Annotated in this window: 16 protein-coding genes; 11 read left to right on the top strand and 5 right to left on the bottom strand. The window is 50.9% G+C overall.

Annotation, left to right across the window (positions count from 1 at the left end; genetic code table 11):
- Positions 1-50 precede the first annotated feature (50 nt).
- From HNQ57_RS15715 to HNQ57_RS15695, 5 genes are all read left to right on the top strand, one after another.
- Positions 51-863, top strand: a complete 813-nt coding sequence (locus HNQ57_RS15715) for a DUF3348 family protein (protein ID WP_184464575.1) — start codon at positions 51-53, stop codon at positions 861-863.
- Positions 860-2,962, top strand: a complete 2,103-nt coding sequence (locus HNQ57_RS15710; protein ID WP_184464573.1) for a DUF802 domain-containing protein — start codon at positions 860-862, stop codon at positions 2,960-2,962. Before HNQ57_RS15715 ends, HNQ57_RS15710 begins: the two co-directional genes overlap by 4 nt.
- On the top strand, positions 2,959-3,615 hold the full coding sequence (locus HNQ57_RS15705; protein WP_226968200.1) for an OmpA family protein: 657 nt from the start codon (positions 2,959-2,961) through the stop codon (positions 3,613-3,615). The genes HNQ57_RS15710 and HNQ57_RS15705 overlap by 4 nt, the downstream gene beginning before the upstream one ends.
- Positions 3,518-4,351: a DUF2894 domain-containing protein gene (locus HNQ57_RS15700; protein WP_184464572.1), complete on the top strand. Its 834-nt coding sequence runs from the start codon at positions 3,518-3,520 to the stop codon at positions 4,349-4,351. The genes HNQ57_RS15705 and HNQ57_RS15700 overlap by 98 nt, the downstream gene beginning before the upstream one ends.
- 301 nt (positions 4,352-4,652) lie before the next feature.
- Positions 4,653-5,540, top strand: coding sequence for a DMT family transporter (locus HNQ57_RS15695; protein WP_184464571.1), 888 nt, complete (start codon positions 4,653-4,655; stop codon positions 5,538-5,540).
- 70 nt (positions 5,541-5,610) lie between these two features.
- Here HNQ57_RS15695 and HNQ57_RS15690 read toward each other — a convergent pair whose 3' ends face one another.
- The gene (locus tag HNQ57_RS15690) at positions 5,611-6,900 is read right to left on the bottom strand and encodes a serine hydrolase domain-containing protein (RefSeq protein ID WP_184464570.1); all 1,290 of its coding nucleotides are present in this window, start codon (positions 6,898-6,900) and stop codon (positions 5,611-5,613) included.
- 214 nt (positions 6,901-7,114) lie between these two features.
- On the opposite strand from HNQ57_RS15690, the gene yghU reads away from it, so the two are divergent.
- Positions 7,115-7,957 (top strand): glutathione-dependent disulfide-bond oxidoreductase, encoded by an 843-nt coding sequence (gene yghU, locus HNQ57_RS15685; RefSeq protein WP_184464569.1) that lies wholly within the window; start codon positions 7,115-7,117, stop codon positions 7,955-7,957.
- Between the two features lie 48 nt (positions 7,958-8,005).
- On the opposite strand, the gene gss is transcribed toward yghU, so the two are convergent.
- A complete protein-coding gene (gene gss / locus HNQ57_RS15680) occupies positions 8,006-9,901 on the bottom strand; it encodes a bifunctional glutathionylspermidine amidase/synthase (RefSeq protein ID WP_184464568.1) in 1,896 nt (631 codons plus the stop codon).
- Positions 9,902-10,259: 358 nt separating this feature from the next.
- On the opposite strand from gss, the gene HNQ57_RS15675 reads away from it, so the two are divergent.
- Complete coding sequence (locus tag HNQ57_RS15675) at positions 10,260-11,072, top strand: alpha/beta hydrolase (protein WP_184464567.1); 813 nt, start codon at positions 10,260-10,262, stop codon at positions 11,070-11,072.
- Positions 11,073-11,109: 37 nt separating this feature from the next.
- Here the strand turns inward: HNQ57_RS15675 and HNQ57_RS15670 are convergent, their stop codons facing one another.
- Complete coding sequence (locus tag HNQ57_RS15670) at positions 11,110-12,051, bottom strand: HPP family protein (protein ID WP_184464566.1); 942 nt, start codon at positions 12,049-12,051, stop codon at positions 11,110-11,112.
- Positions 12,051-12,485 (bottom strand): Rrf2 family transcriptional regulator, encoded by a 435-nt coding sequence (locus tag HNQ57_RS15665; protein WP_184464564.1) that lies wholly within the window; start codon positions 12,483-12,485, stop codon positions 12,051-12,053. Before HNQ57_RS15665 ends, HNQ57_RS15670 begins: the two co-directional genes overlap by 1 nt.
- Positions 12,486-12,594: 109 nt before the next feature.
- Here HNQ57_RS15665 and HNQ57_RS15660 point away from each other — a divergent pair, with 109 nt between their 5' ends.
- Positions 12,595-12,951 (top strand): group I truncated hemoglobin, encoded by a 357-nt coding sequence (locus HNQ57_RS15660; RefSeq protein ID WP_008251957.1) that lies wholly within the window; start codon positions 12,595-12,597, stop codon positions 12,949-12,951.
- Between the two features lie 287 nt (positions 12,952-13,238).
- Here HNQ57_RS15660 and HNQ57_RS15655 read toward each other — a convergent pair whose 3' ends face one another.
- Positions 13,239-15,425 carry a molybdopterin-containing oxidoreductase family protein gene (locus HNQ57_RS15655; protein WP_184464562.1) on the bottom strand — a complete coding sequence of 729 codons (2,187 nt, stop codon included), beginning with the start codon at positions 15,423-15,425 and terminating at the stop codon, positions 13,239-13,241.
- A gap of 101 nt (positions 15,426-15,526) precedes the next feature.
- Here HNQ57_RS15655 and HNQ57_RS15650 point away from each other — a divergent pair, with 101 nt between their 5' ends.
- The 3 genes from HNQ57_RS15650 (at position 15,527) to HNQ57_RS15640 (ending at position 18,924) form a co-directional block, all read left to right on the top strand.
- A complete protein-coding gene (locus HNQ57_RS15650; RefSeq protein WP_184464560.1) occupies positions 15,527-16,429 on the top strand; it encodes a LysR family transcriptional regulator in 903 nt (300 codons plus the stop codon).
- 214 nt (positions 16,430-16,643) lie between these two features.
- Positions 16,644-17,249, top strand: coding sequence for an SOS response-associated peptidase (locus HNQ57_RS15645; protein ID WP_184464558.1), 606 nt, complete (start codon positions 16,644-16,646; stop codon positions 17,247-17,249).
- A 358-nt stretch (positions 17,250-17,607) separates the two neighbouring features.
- Positions 17,608-18,924 (top strand): hypothetical protein, encoded by a 1,317-nt coding sequence (locus tag HNQ57_RS15640; RefSeq protein ID WP_184464556.1) that lies wholly within the window; start codon positions 17,608-17,610, stop codon positions 18,922-18,924.
- Positions 18,925-18,984: the final 60 nt, after the last annotated feature.

Below are 18,984 nucleotides of genomic sequence, written 5' to 3'. Positions count from 1 at the left end.
CTGGCGGTGTTTAAAGTGGTCTGAATGCGGGCACGATAATAAAGGTGACTATGAATTCGGTTTCAGTAAAAAGCTCGCGCTTACAGGCAGTCCTCAGCGAATTGGCGCTAGGGAATGCCGAGTTGAGCCACAAGAATTTTGCTGAAAAGCTAGGCCAGCTAATTGATCTGTCGGGCTCTATTGCCCTTGCTGAGTCGCTGCGGGGCCTGCAAAAGCTTGAGTTTACGCCAGCCACAAGCGATGTGTCGGCACTCAAAAGCAGCTTTTTAACCAGCCGGGCTGAAATGTTGGCCTTTATTCTTAATAGCTTTATTACCGAACTGCATGAAGGCCAAGACAGCTCCGCGCCGTTTATACTACCGCGCGCCAATGCCGAAACCTTGGCGGACCCAGAAGCTGGCTTTCAAGCGTATCAGCGCTTTTATAATTTACATCAAAGTCAGCTCGATCATCGGGTACTGGTGTTGCGTCGACAGCTGCAAGAGGCGCTTGCCGGACAGTCACCACAATTAGCGCAATTGGCCGAATTGGACCGTAGTCTCGCCGATAAGCTGGGCGACTATACCCGCAAGGTATTTGCGAGTATTCCGCGCTTATTGGCTCAGCGGTTTTATTATTTGAACCAGCAATACCGCGCAGTACAAGAAGCTCAACGCAGCGCCGCAGATGACACTGGTTTGAAGCTGGAGTTAGAGCCAGAATTGATGAGTGACAGCCCAGCGCTGTGGATGCAGAAAGGCGCTTGGCTCGATAACTTTTTCACCGAAATGCAGGGCTTATTACTGGCCGAACTAGAGTTGCGTCTCATGCCCGTAATGGGCCTGTTGGAAGTACTAGAAGTAGAGGTAGAAACACAAAAATGACGAGAACTCTGTCGATAGTCGCCTTTGTTTTAGGCGCAATTATAGTTCTGTGGATGGCGTCTGCTTTTGTTGGTAGCAATTTATTAGCGCTGGGTGTCACCCTATTAATTGCCTTTGCCTATACAGTCGGTTTTGCCGAGCTAGTGCGCTATCAGCAGGCAAGCTGTGCCCTAGATGCCTCGCTGAACGCGGCGGGCGACGCGGTTGATGATTTGGATAAATGGTTGGCCAAAGTGCCGGCGGTGTTGCGCAATGCGGTTGGTCAGCGGATTCAGGGTGAGTATGTTGGCTTGCCTGCCCCAGTGCTGACGCCATATTTGATCGGCTTGCTGGTGATGCTGGGTTTGTTGGGCACCTTTATTGGCATGGTCGATACCTTGAAAGGTGCGGTGTTGGCGCTGGAGGGCACCACCGAGCTCGAAGCTATTCGCACCGGCTTAGCGGCGCCAATCAAGGGCTTGGGTATGGCCTTTGCCACGTCGGTTGCTGGGGTTAGTGCCTCGGCGATGTTGGGCTTTATTTCGACGCTGAGTCGACGCGAGCGACTGCAGGTGTCGCGACAGCTAGACAGTCGGATGCGCTCGGTGTTTAAACATTACTCACTTAGTCATCAGCGCAGTAAAAGCTATACCGCGATGCAGCAGCAAGCGGCAGCCCTGCCGGAGGTTGCTCAGCAGCTTAGTGAATTGGCAAGTCGGCTCGGCCAAATGAGCGACGACTTAGGTAATAAGCTCATCGCGGGACAGCAACAGTTTCACGCCGCTGCGCAAGCCCAGTACCGCGAGTTGGCGCAGTCGGTAGACAATTCCTTAAAGCAAAGCCTAGCCGACAGCGGACGCTTGGCGGGTGAGAATATCGCTCCGGTGGTGCAGGCGTTTGCGCAGGATATTAGTCGCGAGTTACAGCAGACCCAGCGGCAGCTCAGTGCGAGCGCCGAAGCACATTTAGACGGTTTGGGCGGCCAGTTTGTTAAAACAGCGGAGGAGCTTAATACTGCCTGGCAGCAGGGCATAGCCGATCAGCAAGCCAGCAGCGAGCGCTTGCTTGCGAAGATCGATGATGGCCTGGGTGCGTTTAACACGCAGTTTAGCGCAGCGACCAGTTCGCTATTAGATACCTTTAATCAGGTGAGCAGTGACGGCTTGGCGCGGCAGCAGGCGGCTGAGCAGGCGCGTTTAGAAAACTGGTCAGCCGTGTTTAATCACAGCGCCGACTTATTGCGCGACAGTGCAGCGCAGTTGGCGAGTAATGCACACAGCGGTTCTCAAGAAGTGGTGGCGGAGTTCCGCGACCTAGTTAAGACCTCCGAGCAGCTCACTCAAGCTCGTATCGCCAGCGAAGACAAATGGTTGAAAGACTATCAGCAGCGTATGGCTGAGCTGGCTAATACTCTGAAGACTGAGCTGGGCAGCCTTCGGGATGTTGAAGAGCGTCGCGGCGAGGCGGCCGTTGCGCGCTTGGCAGAATTACAAGGGGCGGTAGCCCAGCACTTGGCGACCTTGGCCAATGCCTTAGAAGAGCCGATGGCTAGATTGATTGAATCGGCGTCAGAAACCCCGCGAATTGCCGCCGAGCTCATGACGAAATTGCGAGCGGAAATGAGCGACAATATTGAACGCGACAATAGCTTGCTGAAAGAGCGCAGCGAATTACTGCTGCAGCTCAACAGCCTGTCTGAGTCGTTACACGCTTCTGCGGCAGGTCAGCGCGAAGCCGCCGAAAATATTTTGAAAAATTCCGCCGAATTACTCGACAATATCGGCAGTCGCTTTACTGATAAAGTGAGTGATGAAACCGGTAAACTCGCTGAAATTATCAATCACTTTGAGGGCAGTAGTGCTGAGTTGGCCAGCTTAGGCGAGGCGTTTAGCACGGCGGTGGCCTTGTTTAGTGAGTCTAATAATAGCCTTATTGGCACCATGGCCTCGATTGAATCAGCCCTGAGCAGTAGCACCGAGCGCAGTGATGAGCAAATGGCCTATTACGTTGCTCAGGCGCGGGAAATTATCGACCACAATATGTTGTCTCAGCAAGATATTATCAGTCAGTTACAGCAGCTCAGTGGCAAGGCGGTTGCCCAAGCGGGTGAGCGGGCGTGAGTATTTCAGAGCTGGACGACGGCTTAGATCAAGAGCCGCCGATCTGGGCGATCTTTGGCGACTTAATGACCGGCCTTGTTGGGGTGTTTGTTCTCCTGCTGGTGTGGACCTTGGGTTTTCAGCTGGAATTATCGCAAACCCTAGAGCAGGAAATCCAAAAACGCGAAGTGGCCGAGCAGCGTCGTCAGGCCTTGGAGGCGGCCCTTGCCGACCCCTTGGCGACCGGGCGAGTGACCTTGCGCGATGGCCGCATTGGTATCAGCGGCAGTGTGTTGTTTTCTTTAAACTCGGCTGAACTGCAAGAGGAGGGGCGGGCGCTGCTCCATACTTTGCGGGCGCCGCTGCAAGTGTATTTGACCGACAGTGAGCAGCTATTAATGGTCAGCGGCTTTACTGACGATCTGCCAATTCAGCAGGGAAATCTGCACTTTAGCGATAACTGGGAGCTGTCTGCGCAGCGCGCCTTGACGGTAACTCGCGCTTTAATCGAAGAGGGTATGCCACCGAGTATGGTGTTTGCGGCGGCGTTTGGCGCCCAGCAGCCGGTGGTGGCGAATGCCGACAGTGAGAGCCGTTCGCAAAACCGGCGAGTGGAAATGGCACCAGTGCCACGGGTTTCTGGCGACAAAGCCGCCCTCAGCTCAGGGCCGTGAACACGCCATGAATAGCGACGCGCTCATCCATAAAATCAGTGAACTGCGGACGGCGGGAGCCGACCAATTTGACCCGGTACGCTTTCGTTACATTGAAGCGTTGGCATTGCGCGCACACGGTTCGCGGCAGCCGCTGGGGCAGCGACTTACTGAAAAAAGTGCAGCTTCTTTAGCCGATTACTTGGCTAGCCGCGGCGCAAACCGAGCCGATAATAAAGCAATTAAATCGCGCCCAGGCACCGCCACTGTCGCGTCTTTAGCGGCGTTGCGCCGAGCGCTGGACGCTAGCCAAACCCGCCCGACTGTGGGTGCGAGTGATTTTGAACAACAACTGCAAGATCAAGAGGGTGAGCTGCTACAGGGCGCATTATTTGCGTCCTCACTCGGCACCGAAGCGGCCGCTGAGCCGCTTTCAGATAATGTTGATGTCGCGGTTAAGCCCTTAAAATCCAGTCAAAGTTTGCGAGTGCATCAGCAGCGCCGCGCGGCAGAAAAGCGTGTTGAACTCGCCATAGCGGAAGGGCCGGAAAGCCCTGGCCCACTTAATCCGCAAATGCTGGCAATTAAAGCCCTGAGCATAATGCGCGACATCTCTCCGCATTATTTAAATCGCTACGTGGCGTATCTTGATACCTTGTTTTGGGTAGAGCAGTTGGACACTGCGGCGAGTACCAAAGCAGACAAGAAAAACAGCCGGGTAGGCAGCCGCGCAAAGGCCAAGAAAAAGTCTGTATAGTCGCGATGCGGGCAAAGCTCGCCATTGCTAAATATGACTTGCCTCGATTAATGTTTTTCTTTTACTATAATTTGGCACGCGCATTCTTATTACGAGTTCAAATTTAATGCCTTTCATTTGTCCCGCCATGTTTGCCTCGGTCCAGCACAAATTAGTTGTGCGCTGGGCGCGTTGGGGTGTGGCCGAGCAATGATGTAAACCGATTTAAAACAACATTATTCAAAGGCCGCAGACATTCCGCTGCGGCCTTTGTCGTTTTAGGCCCAGCAGAAATCTACGGCAAGTATGCAAGGACAGCACAATGCTTGTACGTTTCACCTATTTACTGGTTATTGCCATTTGGGCAACTACGCCGCTGGCGATTAAATTGGGCGGCGATTCCCTTACCCCGATAGCGGGGCTGACGCTGCGTATTGCTTTGGCATTTATGGTGGGCAGTCTCATTTGTACTATTGGCGGTTATGCCGGATTGGCTATTCGTCGCCACTGGAAACTTTATGCTGCAGCGTCGATTAGCTTATTCCCCAATATGGCATTGGTATACATCGCGGCGCAGAGTATTTCGTCGGGCTTAATTGCCCTGCTGTTTGGCCTAACGCCGTTTTTTACAGCGGTATTGGCCAAGCCAATTCTCGGCGAAAATATGCTGCAGCCGCGAAAATTGCTGGGCATTGGTTTAGCGCTGGGCGGCTTGGCATGTATCTTTTTTGATAAGGCGACTGTAACTGCCGGTAGCTATTTGGGTATTAGTTTAATGCTGGTATCGAATTGCTTGTTCTCAGTTAGCGCCTTATGGGTGAAAAAACTCAATGCCCAAATGGCCGTAGAGCCTACTGAACAAGCGCTGGGCGCCATGGCCTTTGCCTTGCCGGGGATGGCGCTGAGCTGGATTTTTTGGTTCGGCATTGAGCCTCTTAGCCTGAGTTCAACCTCGCTGGGGTCTTTGCTGTATTTGTCGCTGTTTGGGTCTTTGGTGGGGTTTGTTGCTTATTATTCGCTGCTTAAAAATTTGGCGGTGGAAACGGTTTCACTTATCCCGTTTATTACACCGATTTTAGCGATGGCGATCGGCGTGCTCGTCGCCGACGAGTCAGTATCGCTGCTAATGATGGCGGGGGCCGGTTTGATACTCGTCGCGCTGGCGATACATCAAAATTTTTGGCGAGCGCCAAAAATGGTATCGCCATAGAATTTGGCTGTAGTGGCGTAGAAAACGTGGACAGCCTATGCAGCTGTTCACGTTTTGACCCTGCGATTACTTAATGTTCGTGTTGGCCAAAATTGCCGCTCCATGCAGACATATCGTCTTTCTGGGGGAAATTTTTGCGAATATTTTCCATTAATCCAAGCAGGCTAAATATATGGCTGCCAATGACTGGTTTGCCATTATTGAGTACCGCTACGGAAATGTCGCGCTGTGGGTCTGCCCAGCACAATATATTAGAAAAACCTAAATGGCCAAAGGCGTAAGGTGTATTGCGGCCATACAGCCCCATTACGCGGCCACCTAACATGGCACCTGCGCTGTAGCGCATGGGAATAATTAGCGACCGATCATGCTGAGGACGGGATGCCTCTGCAGTTAAACGGTACACCGACAGCGGTGACAGTATTTGCTTGCCTTGCCATTGTCCCTGTTGAAGCAACATTTGAAAAAACTGACAGGCTTCATCGGCGTTTGCGTATAAATTTCCAGACGGAATAATGGCGCCAAGAAAATCGTCAGTATTCGAAAGCGCGACGACGGTATCGACATCGGCGCCAAGTATTTTCTCTAGGTGCTTACCGACAAGGGAGATATTGGCTAAGCCGCTGCTGTAGTTGTGCGCTTCGGTGCCGCGACTACTTTTGGGCATACCGAAGGTGAAGGATTTAAAGCCCATCGGTTTGCGAATAACTTGGTCGAGGTATTCGTTCATGCTCAGGCCAGTGCAGACCCTGACCAGCTCGGTTGCAATAATGCCACCTGTAATCGCGTGATACGCAAGTATACGGCCGTCGATGTCGAGTGGCGGTTGCTCGCATATTAGGCGCAATGATTCTTGATGATCAAACAGCACGCTTGGTGAGGTTCCCGGCGGGACACCAGGTACGCCCGCGCGATGTGCTAATAGCTGGTATATGGAGATGCCGGCCTTGCCGTTTTGGGCGAAGGCGGGAATGTAATAGCTGACCGGATTTAGCAGGTCGAGTAAGCCATCTTCGGCAAGCTTATGGATTAATACCGCGCTAACGACTTTGGACGCTGAGAATAAACATACGGGTGTGTCTAATTGAGCGCCAACGGCTTCGGCGCCATTTACGCCCCGGGCCTGTCCGATGCTGCGATGCAGCACAGTTTTGCCTTTGTGGCGCAGGCACATGCTGACCATGGGGTGCATGCCGCTGGAATGAAAGGCTCCTGCGCTGGCCCAAATAGCCTCGATGTCGGCGCCGTTCGCGGCCTGCTCTGCGGGGTCGATGGTGAGGGGGCTGGTCGCGGCTGGGGATAACTCGGGTGCTCTAAATATACGCCGACTGATTTTGTTCGCGCTAAAAGTAACCGACATAGTAGGTCTCTTATTTTAAGTAGTGATTTTTATACCATGGTCGCAGTTTACACACTAGGGCTGAATGCGTTTGTATTAAACTTTTCAGACAGTAATGGCGCGCGATAGCAGTATTGCTGGGCAGTAACTGCGGCTAATTGCCTTATTGCTTTGCAGCGCTGTACCATGCTGAATGGGAATTTAGCCATAAGCAATGCAATGGGAGCCAAAGAAAATGTCAGAGTCGACAATATATACCCCACCTGCCGTTTGGAAGTGGGAGAATCAGAGTGGCGGCCGTTTTAGTAATATTAATCGGCCAATTTCCGGCGCTACCCATGACAAGGTGCTGCCAGTCGGTGAGCATGGTTTACAGCTTTATTCCCTGGCTACACCCAATGGCGTGAAGGTGACAATCATGCTCGAGGAGTTACTTGAACTGGGTATTAGCGACGCCGAATACGATGCCTACTCAATTATGATTTCCGACGGCGACCAGTTCGGTAGTGACTTTGTTGATATTAACCCTAACTCGAAAATACCGGCGTTAATGGATCGCAGTGTAAGTCCGCCAATCCGGATTTTTGAGTCGGGCGCGATTTTATTGTACTTAGCTGAAAAATATGACGCTTTTTATCCTAAGGATGCGGCCGAACGCGCCGCCTGCCAATCGTGGCTAATGTGGCATATGGGCAGCGCGCCATTTTTAGGTGGCGGCTTTGGTCATTTTTACGCTTATGCACCAGAGAAATATCAGTACCCCATCGACCGTTACGCGATGGAAGTTAAGCGTCAGTTAGATGTTTTAGATAAGCATCTTGCCGCGAATACTTTCTTGTGTGGCGACAACTACACCATTGCCGATATGGGGGCTTACCCGTGGTACGGCGCGCTGGTGCAGGGTTATTTGTATGAGGCCGCGGAGTTTCTTGATGTGGCCTCGTATACCCATGTTTTACGCTGGGCGAATCTTATTGCCGAGCGCCCCGCCGTACAGCGTGGCCGCCGGGTAAATCGCCTGTGGGGCGATGAAGACAAGCAAATGGCAGAACGTCACAGTGCGGAAGATTTTAAATAGGGGCGTAAACCCGGCTCCGAGGCCATTCAATGCCATTGGGGCGGCGGCTTAGCCATCATTGAGAAAGGCCTTGTCACTAATATAACGCAGCGGCATACAGTCGCTGTTTTTATTGATTACCATGGACGTGTCTACCCGTACGCAGCTACCGGCATACACCCCAGATGCCGTAAAAGTGCAAACCTGCGTGTAATACTTGTCGACTTTTGGCAGGGGGTAAAACTGTTGATATATTTTTTCCTGCTGGGCAAAGCCGCCGCTGGTTGCTTCAAGTAATTGCTGGTCTCGATCGAATAGCGCGATGTTAGCGCCGCAGCGGCCAACAATCGGTTTTTCAACATAGCCAGTGGTTTTTAACTCGTCGGTTAATTCAAACGCCGAATTCAGTAGTAATGGGTGATTGGGGAATAATTGCCACAATACTGGCAATATCGCCTTGTTGCTGGGAATGAGTGTCCACAGCGGCTCAAAAACCATGATGTTTTTGCGCAACAATACATCGGATAAGCGCAGTGGCTTGCCGAGCGACCACTGGGGTTCAAATACGGCATGGCTGGCGTCATCTTCGCATTCGGCGCGAATTTGGTCTAAGGCGGTTTCCCAGGACCAGGTTTTCCACACCCAGTTGACGGCCTCGCCATCTTGATCGCGAATAGTGCCTTGCTTGTCCCACGCGAGTCCCTCGAGTTGAATAATGATCTTGCTAGCTATGCCGGCTGCTTCAAGCGTCTGCTGTATAAAGAGCGCGTGGTATTCCTCCTCGGGGTCATGGTCTCGCAATATATGCACTAAGCCCTTTGCGTGGCTCTTCTCCCAAGCGCGGCTGAGGTCGTGAAACAAGGCTTTGCCTGCATCCTCGCTGTCAGTCAGCTGGTAGTGCTGACCCCATTTCCCCTGAACCTTGCCCGCCTCCATATAGCAGGACGCCGAATCACAATTGTATTCGTAAACTTTGAGCCCATCGGCGGTTTGGGCAAAGTCAAAACGGCTGGTAATCAGTTGATTTAAACGATTGTCCCAAGACTGTCGAATTTTGGGTAATACCGCCTTGGGCAAATTAAATTTGGCCAGTAAGTCATCGTGGCAAAGAACGTAGTCGGTGGCGTGCATAAACAAGCCGTGCAGTTCATTGGTGGCGTATTCCAGGTCATCAATGGCGGTTTTTGATAATAAAAAGTAACGAGATTGATCCGCGGCGCTCGTTGTTAAAAAATGACCGCCCATCATCTCAACGAAGGCAGCTTCGTCATTATTGGCCATGTTTAGCCACGACCTGCGGGGGGCGCTACTGGCGTCAGCGTGGCGGCTCTTAATGGCACTCAGGGCGGTGTTTTTTGCCGGGCGTGGTTCAGCGTGTCGGGTGTCGTCAGTCTGTGTCATCCAACCGAGGATTTCGGCATCGCCGTAGGAGCACTTTACCCAGTACTCACCGTCTGCGGTGGTTTTTGCACTGAGTTCTCGCGCATAATCTTGTCCTTCTTGCCACTGCCCGTGCCCAACATTTTGCTCGGCAATGCGAATGTAATTTGGTTTAACTTCGGTCACTACCGCGACATGGCCGGTGTCTTCAAACTCGCCACCTTCTTGCCAGATGAGCAGGCTGCCCAGTACTGGGTGAGACTTGCTGCCATTGCGAAAGGCGTTTAGGGGTAAGCGATTATTGCTGGCTAAGTGACGCACAGAGCGTAAGTCAAAAATATCGTAGGCCATCGCCACGTCATCAAAAATATAGCCATAATTGATATACATCCAGCGCCGAGCAAACTCGACACATTGCCATTTGTAGCCCATATACACGCCGTCGATATAACTGCGGTATGAACTGCGTTTTGGGTAGTCGGTGGTCGACGCCGAATCGTAATCCGAGGAATAGGCTGGGACGCCGCCTGGCGCATAGCCAAGTAAGACTCCAAAGGGCTGGGTGGTGTTTGGGATATTGCTCAACGGCGTCTCCGTTAGGTTTGGCTTCTGGGTTTTATGAGCTGAGTATAGGCAGTGCTTTGCGGTTTAGTACAGATTCTTGGCGTTGAATGTAGCTCACCTAATTCCAGGCGTCGTAGTGCCAATTTCTAGTAATGATCAAAAGCTCATGTAGGTCGCTGGGCTTATTGGCTTTAAGATCACTAATACGCTTTGTCGCAAACTAGTATGTTTATAGTGACTCTGCATCGGAATTATTCGTTGGCGCGGCAGCTGAAAACATCCACAATGACGCTTAACGCGTACAATGTCCGAGAGAATTTACGCTACCTGATTTGGGGGCGTAGCAGGGCGAGCGAAACATTAACGGCGAGTGTTATTTATGAAATTGTTTATCTTTAGCATTGCGACACTCTTTGTTGCCGCATGTGCGGGTAGCAAATTTAAGGGCGGTAGTGAGTATGCCTACCAGCAGAATGTAATATACAAAACGATAGACACGCAGCAGCTAGGCGGCGACCTTTATATCCCTAGCTCGCCAGGTTTAAAACCCGCCGTTGTTGTGGTGCATGGTGGCGGCTGGACTAACCGTAGTGGCGATATGGAGGGAGTGAGTAAGAAGCTGGCAAACGCGGGTTTTGTGGTGTTTAACATCACCTATCGCTTGGCGCCGGATGATCGTCATCCCGCCCAAGTCAATGATGTTTCTGCGGCGCTGGAGTGGCTCTATGCCAATGCTGGGAAATACCAAATAAACCCACAGCAAATTTCTGGTTGGGGCTATTCGGCGGGTGCACATCTTATTTTGATGGCGGGCCTCGACAGGCAGCAACCGCCTTATTTGAGTAGTATCGTTGCTGGTGGAACCCCGGCTGATCTGACCAAGTGGCCAAATTCGCCGTTGGTATTTAAGCTCATTGGCAAACCCATGAGCGACGCTAAAGCGGCGTGGCAAAATGCATCGCCGGTGAATCATGTCGTTAGCAACTCACCACCGGTATTTTTATACCATGGCGAGTGGGATAAGTTGGTAGAGATAGAGCAAATGAATTTGATGGCTGCTGCGCTTGCCGCGAAAGAGGTGACTGTAGAGAGCCATACTGTCAAATTTCTTGGTCACTTCGCTACCTATGTTTTGGCTGGCGGAGCGGAGCAGCAGGGTATTCAATTTACCAGAAAGCAACTTGCTAGATAGTGTGTAAATTAAAAGTAATGCAGTCAGTGGTCCACTGCTAACGAGGTGGGCCGCTGAGGTTTTTGTCTTGGGGCGCAGGAGCTTTTTTGACAGGCTTCATTACTTCTTTGGCCCAATCTTTAAATTCATATAATAGACCACTGCCATTTTTCCCCTTGCCTGCGCCGTCGACGGTTTTGTACATAATCATTTTTTTAGCAGGGCTGCTGTGGTTGGAAATGTCGATAACCCTCCGTACCGACCACGCTTGCCCCGCTGCGCCGTTGGTGTAAAGCCCGCCGATAACAATATTGAAATTCGCTTGGGATTCACTGAGCATTAATTCATCGGCTTTGTCGATAATGTATTTTATTTGTTCTGGCGCAATATCAATGACTTCGTCTAATGATTCCATGGCGAGCTGGATATGACGAACATGAATGTTTGAGGTTTCTGGACTGTACATAGATTTGTCATATTTCATAAGACTGGATGGGTAGCGGCGCCAATGAAATAAATTATTAAAAATAATTGAGAATGAGAAAATGATGATGCAATTGATTAAGGTGGGGAATAATAAAAAGCTGAAACCCAAATTATGAATTGCGTCACCACCAACAACAGCAACGAGCGCCGTGGCACCACCTGGTGGGTGAATGCACCGAAAAACGTGCATAGTTAATATGGCAAGTCCTACCGAGCAACCTGCGGCAAAATAGATATTATTTATGGTGAGCGCGCAAACAACGCCTGCGCCGGCAGACAATACGTGGCCGCCAAACAAGGGCCAGGGTTGCGACAGAGTACCGTGGGGTACTGCCAGCAATAAAACCGCAGATGCACCCATAGAGGGGAGCAAGGTCATCGCCAGTGTGCCGTTTGTCAGCCAGTCGCTTACAAAAAACACGGCGCAAATGCTGAGTATTGCGCCAACGCTGGCAATGATTTTTTCATCTACTGACGAGCGCGCTTGAATACCAATAAATTGCTGTAGTCCCATTATTTGATTTCCACGGCGAGATTCTCATTGTTTGTCGCTGCGTCTGGAAGCAGATCCGCGAGAGTGCGTTGACGCATGGTATCCATAAAGGCATTTGTTGCTTCAAAGAGCAGGCCCTTCAGTTGGCAACTGGAGGTGATCTTGCAGGGTGGACTATCGCAATTGACAGGCTTTAGCGTGGTTTCAAAATCGGCAATGACGTTTGCTAGATTAATTGCACTTGGTGAGATCGCTAAGCGAATACCGCCGCCATGACCTCGTACCGAGCTTAGATAGCCAAGTTTGGTTAATTTCACAACGACTTTGGCGATGTGGTTTTGAGAGATGTCGTAGAAAGCGCATATCACCTTAATATTGGCGAGCTCACCTTCGGGTAGCTGGCCGAGATAGAGCAGAATTCGAAAGGCAAAATCAGTTTGCTTGGTGAGCTGCATGTAATCGTGAGTCCGAGGGGGTTTACGCGAGTTAAATGTGCATGTATTCTACACCTTTAAAAGATGCATTAAAAATGCATCTTTATTTTTCTAATAGAGGAGTGGCTCAGTGACCACGTTGTATGAGCGGATAGGCGGTGAGCCTGCAGTAGATAAAGCGGTAGATGTGTTTTATGAAAAAGTTATTGCGGATGATCGAATAGCGGGCTATTTCGACAATCTTGATATGTTCGCCCAAGCGAATAAACAGAAAAAATTCTTAACAATGGCATTTGGCGGGCCCAGCGAATACTCAGGTCTAGACATGCGTAAGGCACATCTTCATTTGGGATTGAACGACGAACATTTTAATGCCGTCGTCGAAAACTTGGCGCTCACTCTAGAGGAGCTTGGTGTCGCTGCCAGTGATATTGGCGAAGTCGCTAAGATAGCCAACAGCGTTAAAGATGAAATACTGAACCGTTAACATCATGGCGCTAGCGGCGAGCTAGCAACTTACCCTAAGTTGGCGGCTTACTTCACTTTATATCGGTGTTGCCGACCATTTTTTATCGTCGTGAATATGCTTCCACTGTTCGGACGGTGCTGAAATCTCAGCATTGTTCCCCAATTATCGAGTGCAGCACTGGCGCGTAGAGCGATCTTTTCAGAAAGCCGCTCGTTAGTAGTGTTACTAATGAGTGGCTAATTGAAAATGTATTGTGCGTACGATGGGCTTGGCAATGTCCTTACTCAGCTGTGTTTTTAATAAAACTAGTGTTTACATATTTTAATCGGCAGTGCACTCATGCGCGGCATACCTGAGAAACGGTCATAACTGTCGTTGGTGCTGACCAGTCTTGAGGTGCTGCTGCCGTTGGAAAATAAACTACCGTTACGGTCGTCCTGCTCTACATCGCCAAAGGCGTGGGCCATTGACAATATGCCGCGCTTAAGGGTTTTGTCTGCATTGGCTATGCCGATAATTTCACCATGAATAGACGTTATTACAATATTTTCGCCCTCGCCGACACCTAGCTCGTCGAGGTCATCGGGGTGCATAAATGCAGGATTGTAAGGGCGTTTGGTTTTAACAAGCTTAGGCAAATCCCGCAGCGACGAGTTGTAGGCATTCTTCATGCGACGGCACACGAGCTTGTACGGATAGCCCGCGAGGCCGGTTGTTTCGTGTTGCACTGTGGCCAGTTCAGCCATCATGTCGGTGTTACCGATGTCTAAGCGCGCGTCGCAATCTTGGCTTCTGGCTTGTGCAATAATCGCTTCTGGAAAGAGTGCGCCGTTAGGATGTTGCTTAACCTCTGTAAGTGGAATACGTGAGCGATTGCTCAGTATCTCAAAGACTTCGTCAGTGGTCGGTTTGTTGACCATATCGAACATGACAAAGTCACGACCTTCCCGGGCAGTGGCGGTCTTGGATTCTAAGGAGTAGGCGAACAAGCCGATATCGAGGCGTTGGGCGAGGCCGTAGTAAAACTCCCACTCCTCGATTAAATCTGAGCCTGCTGGTGGCTCTACAAGCGCTGGAGCGTACATGCCGAAGGGCTCGCACAAACCCCAGTGGTAAGAGAAGTTTTCGAGCTGCTCAACTGCTAGTGACATCGTTGGCACCTCAAAGCTTACCTTGGGGGCGATAATATAGTCGGCTAGTTTCGCCGTGGCCGACATTTTAATGTCGACGTGGACGAGCAATTCCAGCGCCTTCATTGCCGCAACCGTTTTCTCTTGGTCTGGCCATGCAGCGACGGGGTTGCCGCCATTAATAATTAGGGCTTTTACTTGGCCTTCGCCTTCCAGCAGAATTTCGTCGGCCAGTGCGGCGGTGGGCATGCCGCTGGCGCTTTGGGCCAAACCGCGCACCCGCAGCTTCTCTCCAAGGTTTGCGTAAGCAGCTGGCGCGACCGCTTCGGCTACTGGAGTGGCTCTAGGCAGCAATACGCCGGGGTTGGCGACGGCTTCGCCTGCGCGAACAAATCGGCCGCACAGGGTATTCATACATAACATTAAATATTCGACGAGGGAGCTGTGGCCGGACATATTGGCACCTGTTAAGCCTGTGGCTACGCCGCGTTTGGCAGTGGCGAACAAGCGTGCGGCGTCGATAATTTGCTGTTCGGGTACGTCGGCTCTTGCTGCGGCAAAGGCCGGAGAAAAGACTTCAACGGCGGCGGCCAGCGCGGCGAAGCCAGCGACGTTGTCGGCGACAAATGCGGCGTCGTAAAGCGACTCATTAATAATGACGTGGAGCATTGCTGCCAGCAGGCTACTATCTTCGCCAGGGGTTGGGCGCAAGTGAATATGTGCTCTTGCCGCCGTTTCGCTGCGCCGAGGGTCAATAACAATGAGCTTCATGCCGTCTTTTAATTTGTCGGTTAGGCGCCTAGCGGGGTTCTGGCTGGGAATTCCGCCGGCAATTGACACCAGTGGGTTGCCGCCTAGCATCAGCCATACATCGGCGTCGGCAAAGGCCTGAGGCCCCGCTTTCCATTGCCCTAGCATGGCGTTGGCGATGTCTTTGCCCGGTTGGTCTATGGTGGCGCTGGCGAAAATCATCGGCGAGCCCAGCGACGCAACCAGCGACCCCAGCATGGGCGGCGCGGCGGGGTAGGGGCCGGAGTAAGTGCCAAAATAAGCGGCCAATGACCTTGGGCCATTGGCATCGATAAGTGCTTTTATTTTGTCAGCGATTTCATCCATTGCCTGCTCAATCCCGATGGGCGCGAAGCTGCCGTCGGCTTGGCGTTTCATTGAGCTGAGTAGCCGGTCTGGGTGGTTAATATGCTCAACCGAGGCTTGGCCGCGACTGCAACAGAAGGCGTGGTATGTTGGGCTGGCCTTGTTGCCAGTGACCTTTATCGGCTTGCCGTCTTCCATCTCAACTGTGATGGGGCAGGCCGCATGGCACATTCTGCAAATCGACGGTTGCTCGGTTCGGATTGTCATGCTGTGGTCTCGACGTGTTTGGCAGGGGCGCGCAATATAGATGAAATATAGGGCGACTTTTGGTATAAGACAAATTGTGAGTTTTTATAAAAGATATAAATATGACTGATATATTGAGGGCCGACCTCAATCTGCTAAAAGTGCTTGATGTACTGCTGGACGAATGCAGCGTTTCCCTCGCGGCAAAGCGCCTGCACGTTACCCAGCCCAGTGTCAGCTATACCTTGCAAAAACTGCGGGAGTTATTTGACGACCCCCTGTTTATCCGTGCCCAGCGCGGGCTTATTCCAACGGCGCGCGCCGAGGCGTTGCGGCCATCGATAAAGCGCTTACTCAATGACGCGCAAACCTTGATCAAACCGCCGGAGTTTAGGCCTGATCAAGCCGAGTTCACCTTTTCGGTGTCTGCTAACGACTACTTGCAAATTGCATTGCTGGCGCCTTTCGTAAAGGCAGTTCGAGCGCTGTCACCTAAAGTGAAAATAGCTATTTACGATCTGAGCGCTGAGGAGGCGACGGCGCGGATGCGGCGAGGTGAACTGGATTTGGTGCTGACGTTTCCCCAGGAATTGGCTGCGGATTTTTGCAGTCGGCAGCTTTTTCGGGACGACTACGTTGGCGTGGTCGGTCGCGACCATCCGCTTAAATCCAAAAGCGTATCGGCCAAGCAGTTTATGCGTTACGACCAAGTTATTGTGTCGCCAACGGGCTTTGCTTTCGAAGGGCCGCTATATCGAGGTTTGATTGATTCCCCGATAATGCAAAAGATCGCAGTGACCTCGCCCAGCTTTGCCATTCTGCCGCGACTTTTGGCCGGCGGTGATTTGGTGGCGATGATTCCCCGGCGGTTATTGGCGATGATTGCGAGTGATCTTCGCGAAATTCATATTGCTGCCGAAATGCCCGCGCTAGACGTGATTGCCGCTTGGCATCCACGCTTGGATCATGACCCAGCGCAGCAGTGGGTTCGGGATGTTTTGGCGCGGGTCGCGGCCATAAACTAAGGTCAACTTTCTCTGAGGCCGAAAATAGCACGCTGCGCTATATTTAAAGTAGTCTTTGTGACGGGAAGGCCGCGTTAGAATGCGCAGTATTGGACGTGATGAAGTTGAGCGGTTGTTTAATTAACTTAATCTCGATCTACCTAGTTTCTCGCCTATGGCGGCTAGGTAGGTTGTTAACTATCATCGCAATTTAAATCCAAACGCAGGTGAGTGAATGTGCGGCGCATTTGAACAGCACGGTATCGCGATGCATCAATGGGCGGCGCTTTTGGCTGATTGGCCCGCTAACGATATTAGTCGAATCAATATTCGGCCGACCGATATGGCAGCAACCCTGGATGCCCGAGGTTACGCACTGCGCAGGTGGTCTCTTATCCCACGCTGGTCCAATGATCCAAAATTAAAGTTCGCGACATTTAATGCGCGAGCTGAAACGATCGCGGAGAAACCGACATTCCGCGATGCTTGGCGTCAATCTCAGCGGTGTATTATTCCCGCCTCGGCGTATTTTGAGTGGCCAGTAATTGAGGGTGACAAGCAATGTCATCGATTGTCGCGAGAAGACGGCGATGCGATTTTATTTGGCGGGCTTTGGGAGACGTGGCAACAAGCAGAATTAAAGCTTGAGACCTTTACGATCATTACGACTGCTGCGGCAACGGATATTGACTGGGTTCACGCGCGAACCCCGCTATTAATCGACGCAGAACATATTGATCAATGGTTAACGGGTTCGCCTGAAGCGGCTGGGAAGATGCTGCGGCCAAGAGTTAAATCAGCATTGCATGTGAGTGCTGTGCCTAGTGCTAAGGATTGTTAAAAACTATCTGTGTCACTACGTATTTAGGCTTGCCTGTGCTTGAGGCGTCTTCAGTCATCTTCTTTTTTGAGTTTCAATGTGTGAGTGCCAAGATGCATGGTGGTAATGCTACGCCAATCTGCTGTTGCGAGCATTCGGTGCCCAGTGTCGAATCTAAAATTAGTACATAAATCCTTATATTTATAGCGTCTGCTTATAAAAAAATTGACCCAGTGAGTATCTTTGATACTATCCCCGCTCGCACCAACTGCATGCTGATTAATTTTTGTGCAGTTGTGTGTTTACTTTGGAAGGTGTGAATCAAACGTACATGGATGCATGTGAGGCTCACTGGTGGTATTTATATGGAGAATTGTGCGTGATAAAGAAAAATATGAATGTAAAGTTTGTAGTCCTTGCTACATCGTTAGTGCTGGCTGCTTGTGGTGGCGGTGGCGGTGAGTCGACATCGGCAGTAGATGGCCCTTCACAAAGCCTTAAGGGTGTTTTTATTGATTCACGTGTTGCTGGCCTAGCGTACAAAACCGGATCAAAAAGTGGTGTGACAAATAATCTGGGCGAGTTCGAATACAATGAAGGCGAATCAGTTACCTTTACATTGTTTGGTAATGATTTTGATGCCGTGCCTGGCGCATCTGTAATTACCCCGTTTGATTTGATTGGTAAAGACGGGAATCCTGATCTTGCTATCAATATTGTGCGCTTACTACTTACGGTTGATACTGATGGTGATACCTCTACTATCAATCTGCCTGAAACCACTGCAGTACTTAACTTTTCCCAAGATACTGCTGCTTTTGAAAACGACCAAGCTGTTACCCAGTTTGTTCAAGAGAATTCAAATACTGCGCTAAAGTCTGCAGAAGAAGCTGAACAGCACACTAAGCAATCGTTTGAGGACCCCGCATTCGAGGGCAAAGGTAAAGAGCTAGCTGGAACTACGGTGTATTCTTTAATTGAAAGCACGCGCTGTCCTAATGAGACTTTGCGCGCTACCTACGAGTTTGGTGGCGACAACACCGTGGTAATCAACGAGACTGTAGTCGACGAGTTTTGTGGTGTAACAGCGTTATCGGAAACGCTTCTGGTAACTGACTTTATGAGTCGTATTGGCAATCCATTGAGCTGTGAGGATACGTCTTGCAGCTACGGCGAGCTGAATCGGTCATACGGTACAGGTGCGAGTCGGGTGACTATTAGTCAGCCGGCGGGCACTGGCTATGCAACTGCATATACCGGCGAGGGTTCAAACATGTTGACCTATCACATCGCTTTCGCAGATTATCGCTTCGATCTAAGCGGAAAAATTCTTGATACTAAGATGACGGTTAGCTATTGCGACTCAGCAGTTGAAGCTGGGTATGAATACACGTTCCGTGATTCCGATTATGTGCGAGTCGGTTCGGACTATATTAGTCGTGCATGTGAGGTTGGTGAGCCAACGACAAAAGTTCGCAGCTTTGCTGATAATGATTCTAGCGGTGATTCAACCTTGCCCTGTGCAGCGCTGCCGCTATGTACTGCGCAAGAACTGAATCGTTACGACGAAGGTAATGACGGCGATAGCCGCGCGTATACTGCTAAACGTGTGCATTTTCCGGGTTCTCGTTCATTTCGCGCAATTACCGTGAAAGAGGGTGTTACCTTCGATGAGATTTCAACCATCCGCAAATAAGACTTGAATGTGTAAGGCTAATATATCGAGTATTGGCTTCACTTATAATGTTGTTTGCAG

The organism is Zhongshania antarctica (assembly GCF_014202945.1).
Classification (GTDB): Bacteria; Pseudomonadota; Gammaproteobacteria; order Pseudomonadales; family Spongiibacteraceae; genus Spongiibacter; species Spongiibacter antarcticus.
The sequence above is the reverse complement of the archived record's forward strand: the minus strand, read 5'-3'. Positions and strand labels throughout refer to the sequence as shown.

Excerpts from the sequence above, each read along its gene's own strand:
- HNQ57_RS15665 (WP_184464564.1), bottom strand. The coding sequence starts at position 12,485 with ATGCAGCTCACCAAGCAAACTGATTTTGCCTTTCGAATTCTGCTCTAT.
- HNQ57_RS15670 (WP_184464566.1), bottom strand. The coding sequence starts at position 12,051 with ATGGGACTACAGCAATTTATTGGTATTCAAGCGCGCTCGTCAGTAGAT.
- yghU (WP_184464569.1), top strand. The coding sequence starts at position 7,115 with ATGTCAGAGTCGACAATATATACCCCACCTGCCGTTTGGAAGTGGGAG.
- HNQ57_RS15695 (WP_184464571.1), top strand. The coding sequence starts at position 4,653 with ATGCTTGTACGTTTCACCTATTTACTGGTTATTGCCATTTGGGCAACT.
- HNQ57_RS15715 (WP_184464575.1), top strand. The coding sequence starts at position 51 with ATGAATTCGGTTTCAGTAAAAAGCTCGCGCTTACAGGCAGTCCTCAGC.
- HNQ57_RS15645 (WP_184464558.1), top strand. The coding sequence starts at position 16,644 with ATGTGCGGCGCATTTGAACAGCACGGTATCGCGATGCATCAATGGGCG.
- HNQ57_RS15675 (WP_184464567.1), top strand. The coding sequence starts at position 10,260 with ATGAAATTGTTTATCTTTAGCATTGCGACACTCTTTGTTGCCGCATGT.
- HNQ57_RS15650 (WP_184464560.1), top strand. The coding sequence starts at position 15,527 with ATGACTGATATATTGAGGGCCGACCTCAATCTGCTAAAAGTGCTTGAT.
- HNQ57_RS15710 (WP_184464573.1), top strand. The coding sequence starts at position 860 with ATGACGAGAACTCTGTCGATAGTCGCCTTTGTTTTAGGCGCAATTATA.
- HNQ57_RS15700 (WP_184464572.1), top strand. The coding sequence starts at position 3,518 with ATGCCGACAGTGAGAGCCGTTCGCAAAACCGGCGAGTGGAAATGGCAC.
- HNQ57_RS15690 (WP_184464570.1), bottom strand. The coding sequence starts at position 6,900 with ATGTCGGTTACTTTTAGCGCGAACAAAATCAGTCGGCGTATATTTAGA.
- HNQ57_RS15655 (WP_184464562.1), bottom strand. The coding sequence starts at position 15,425 with ATGACAATCCGAACCGAGCAACCGTCGATTTGCAGAATGTGCCATGCG.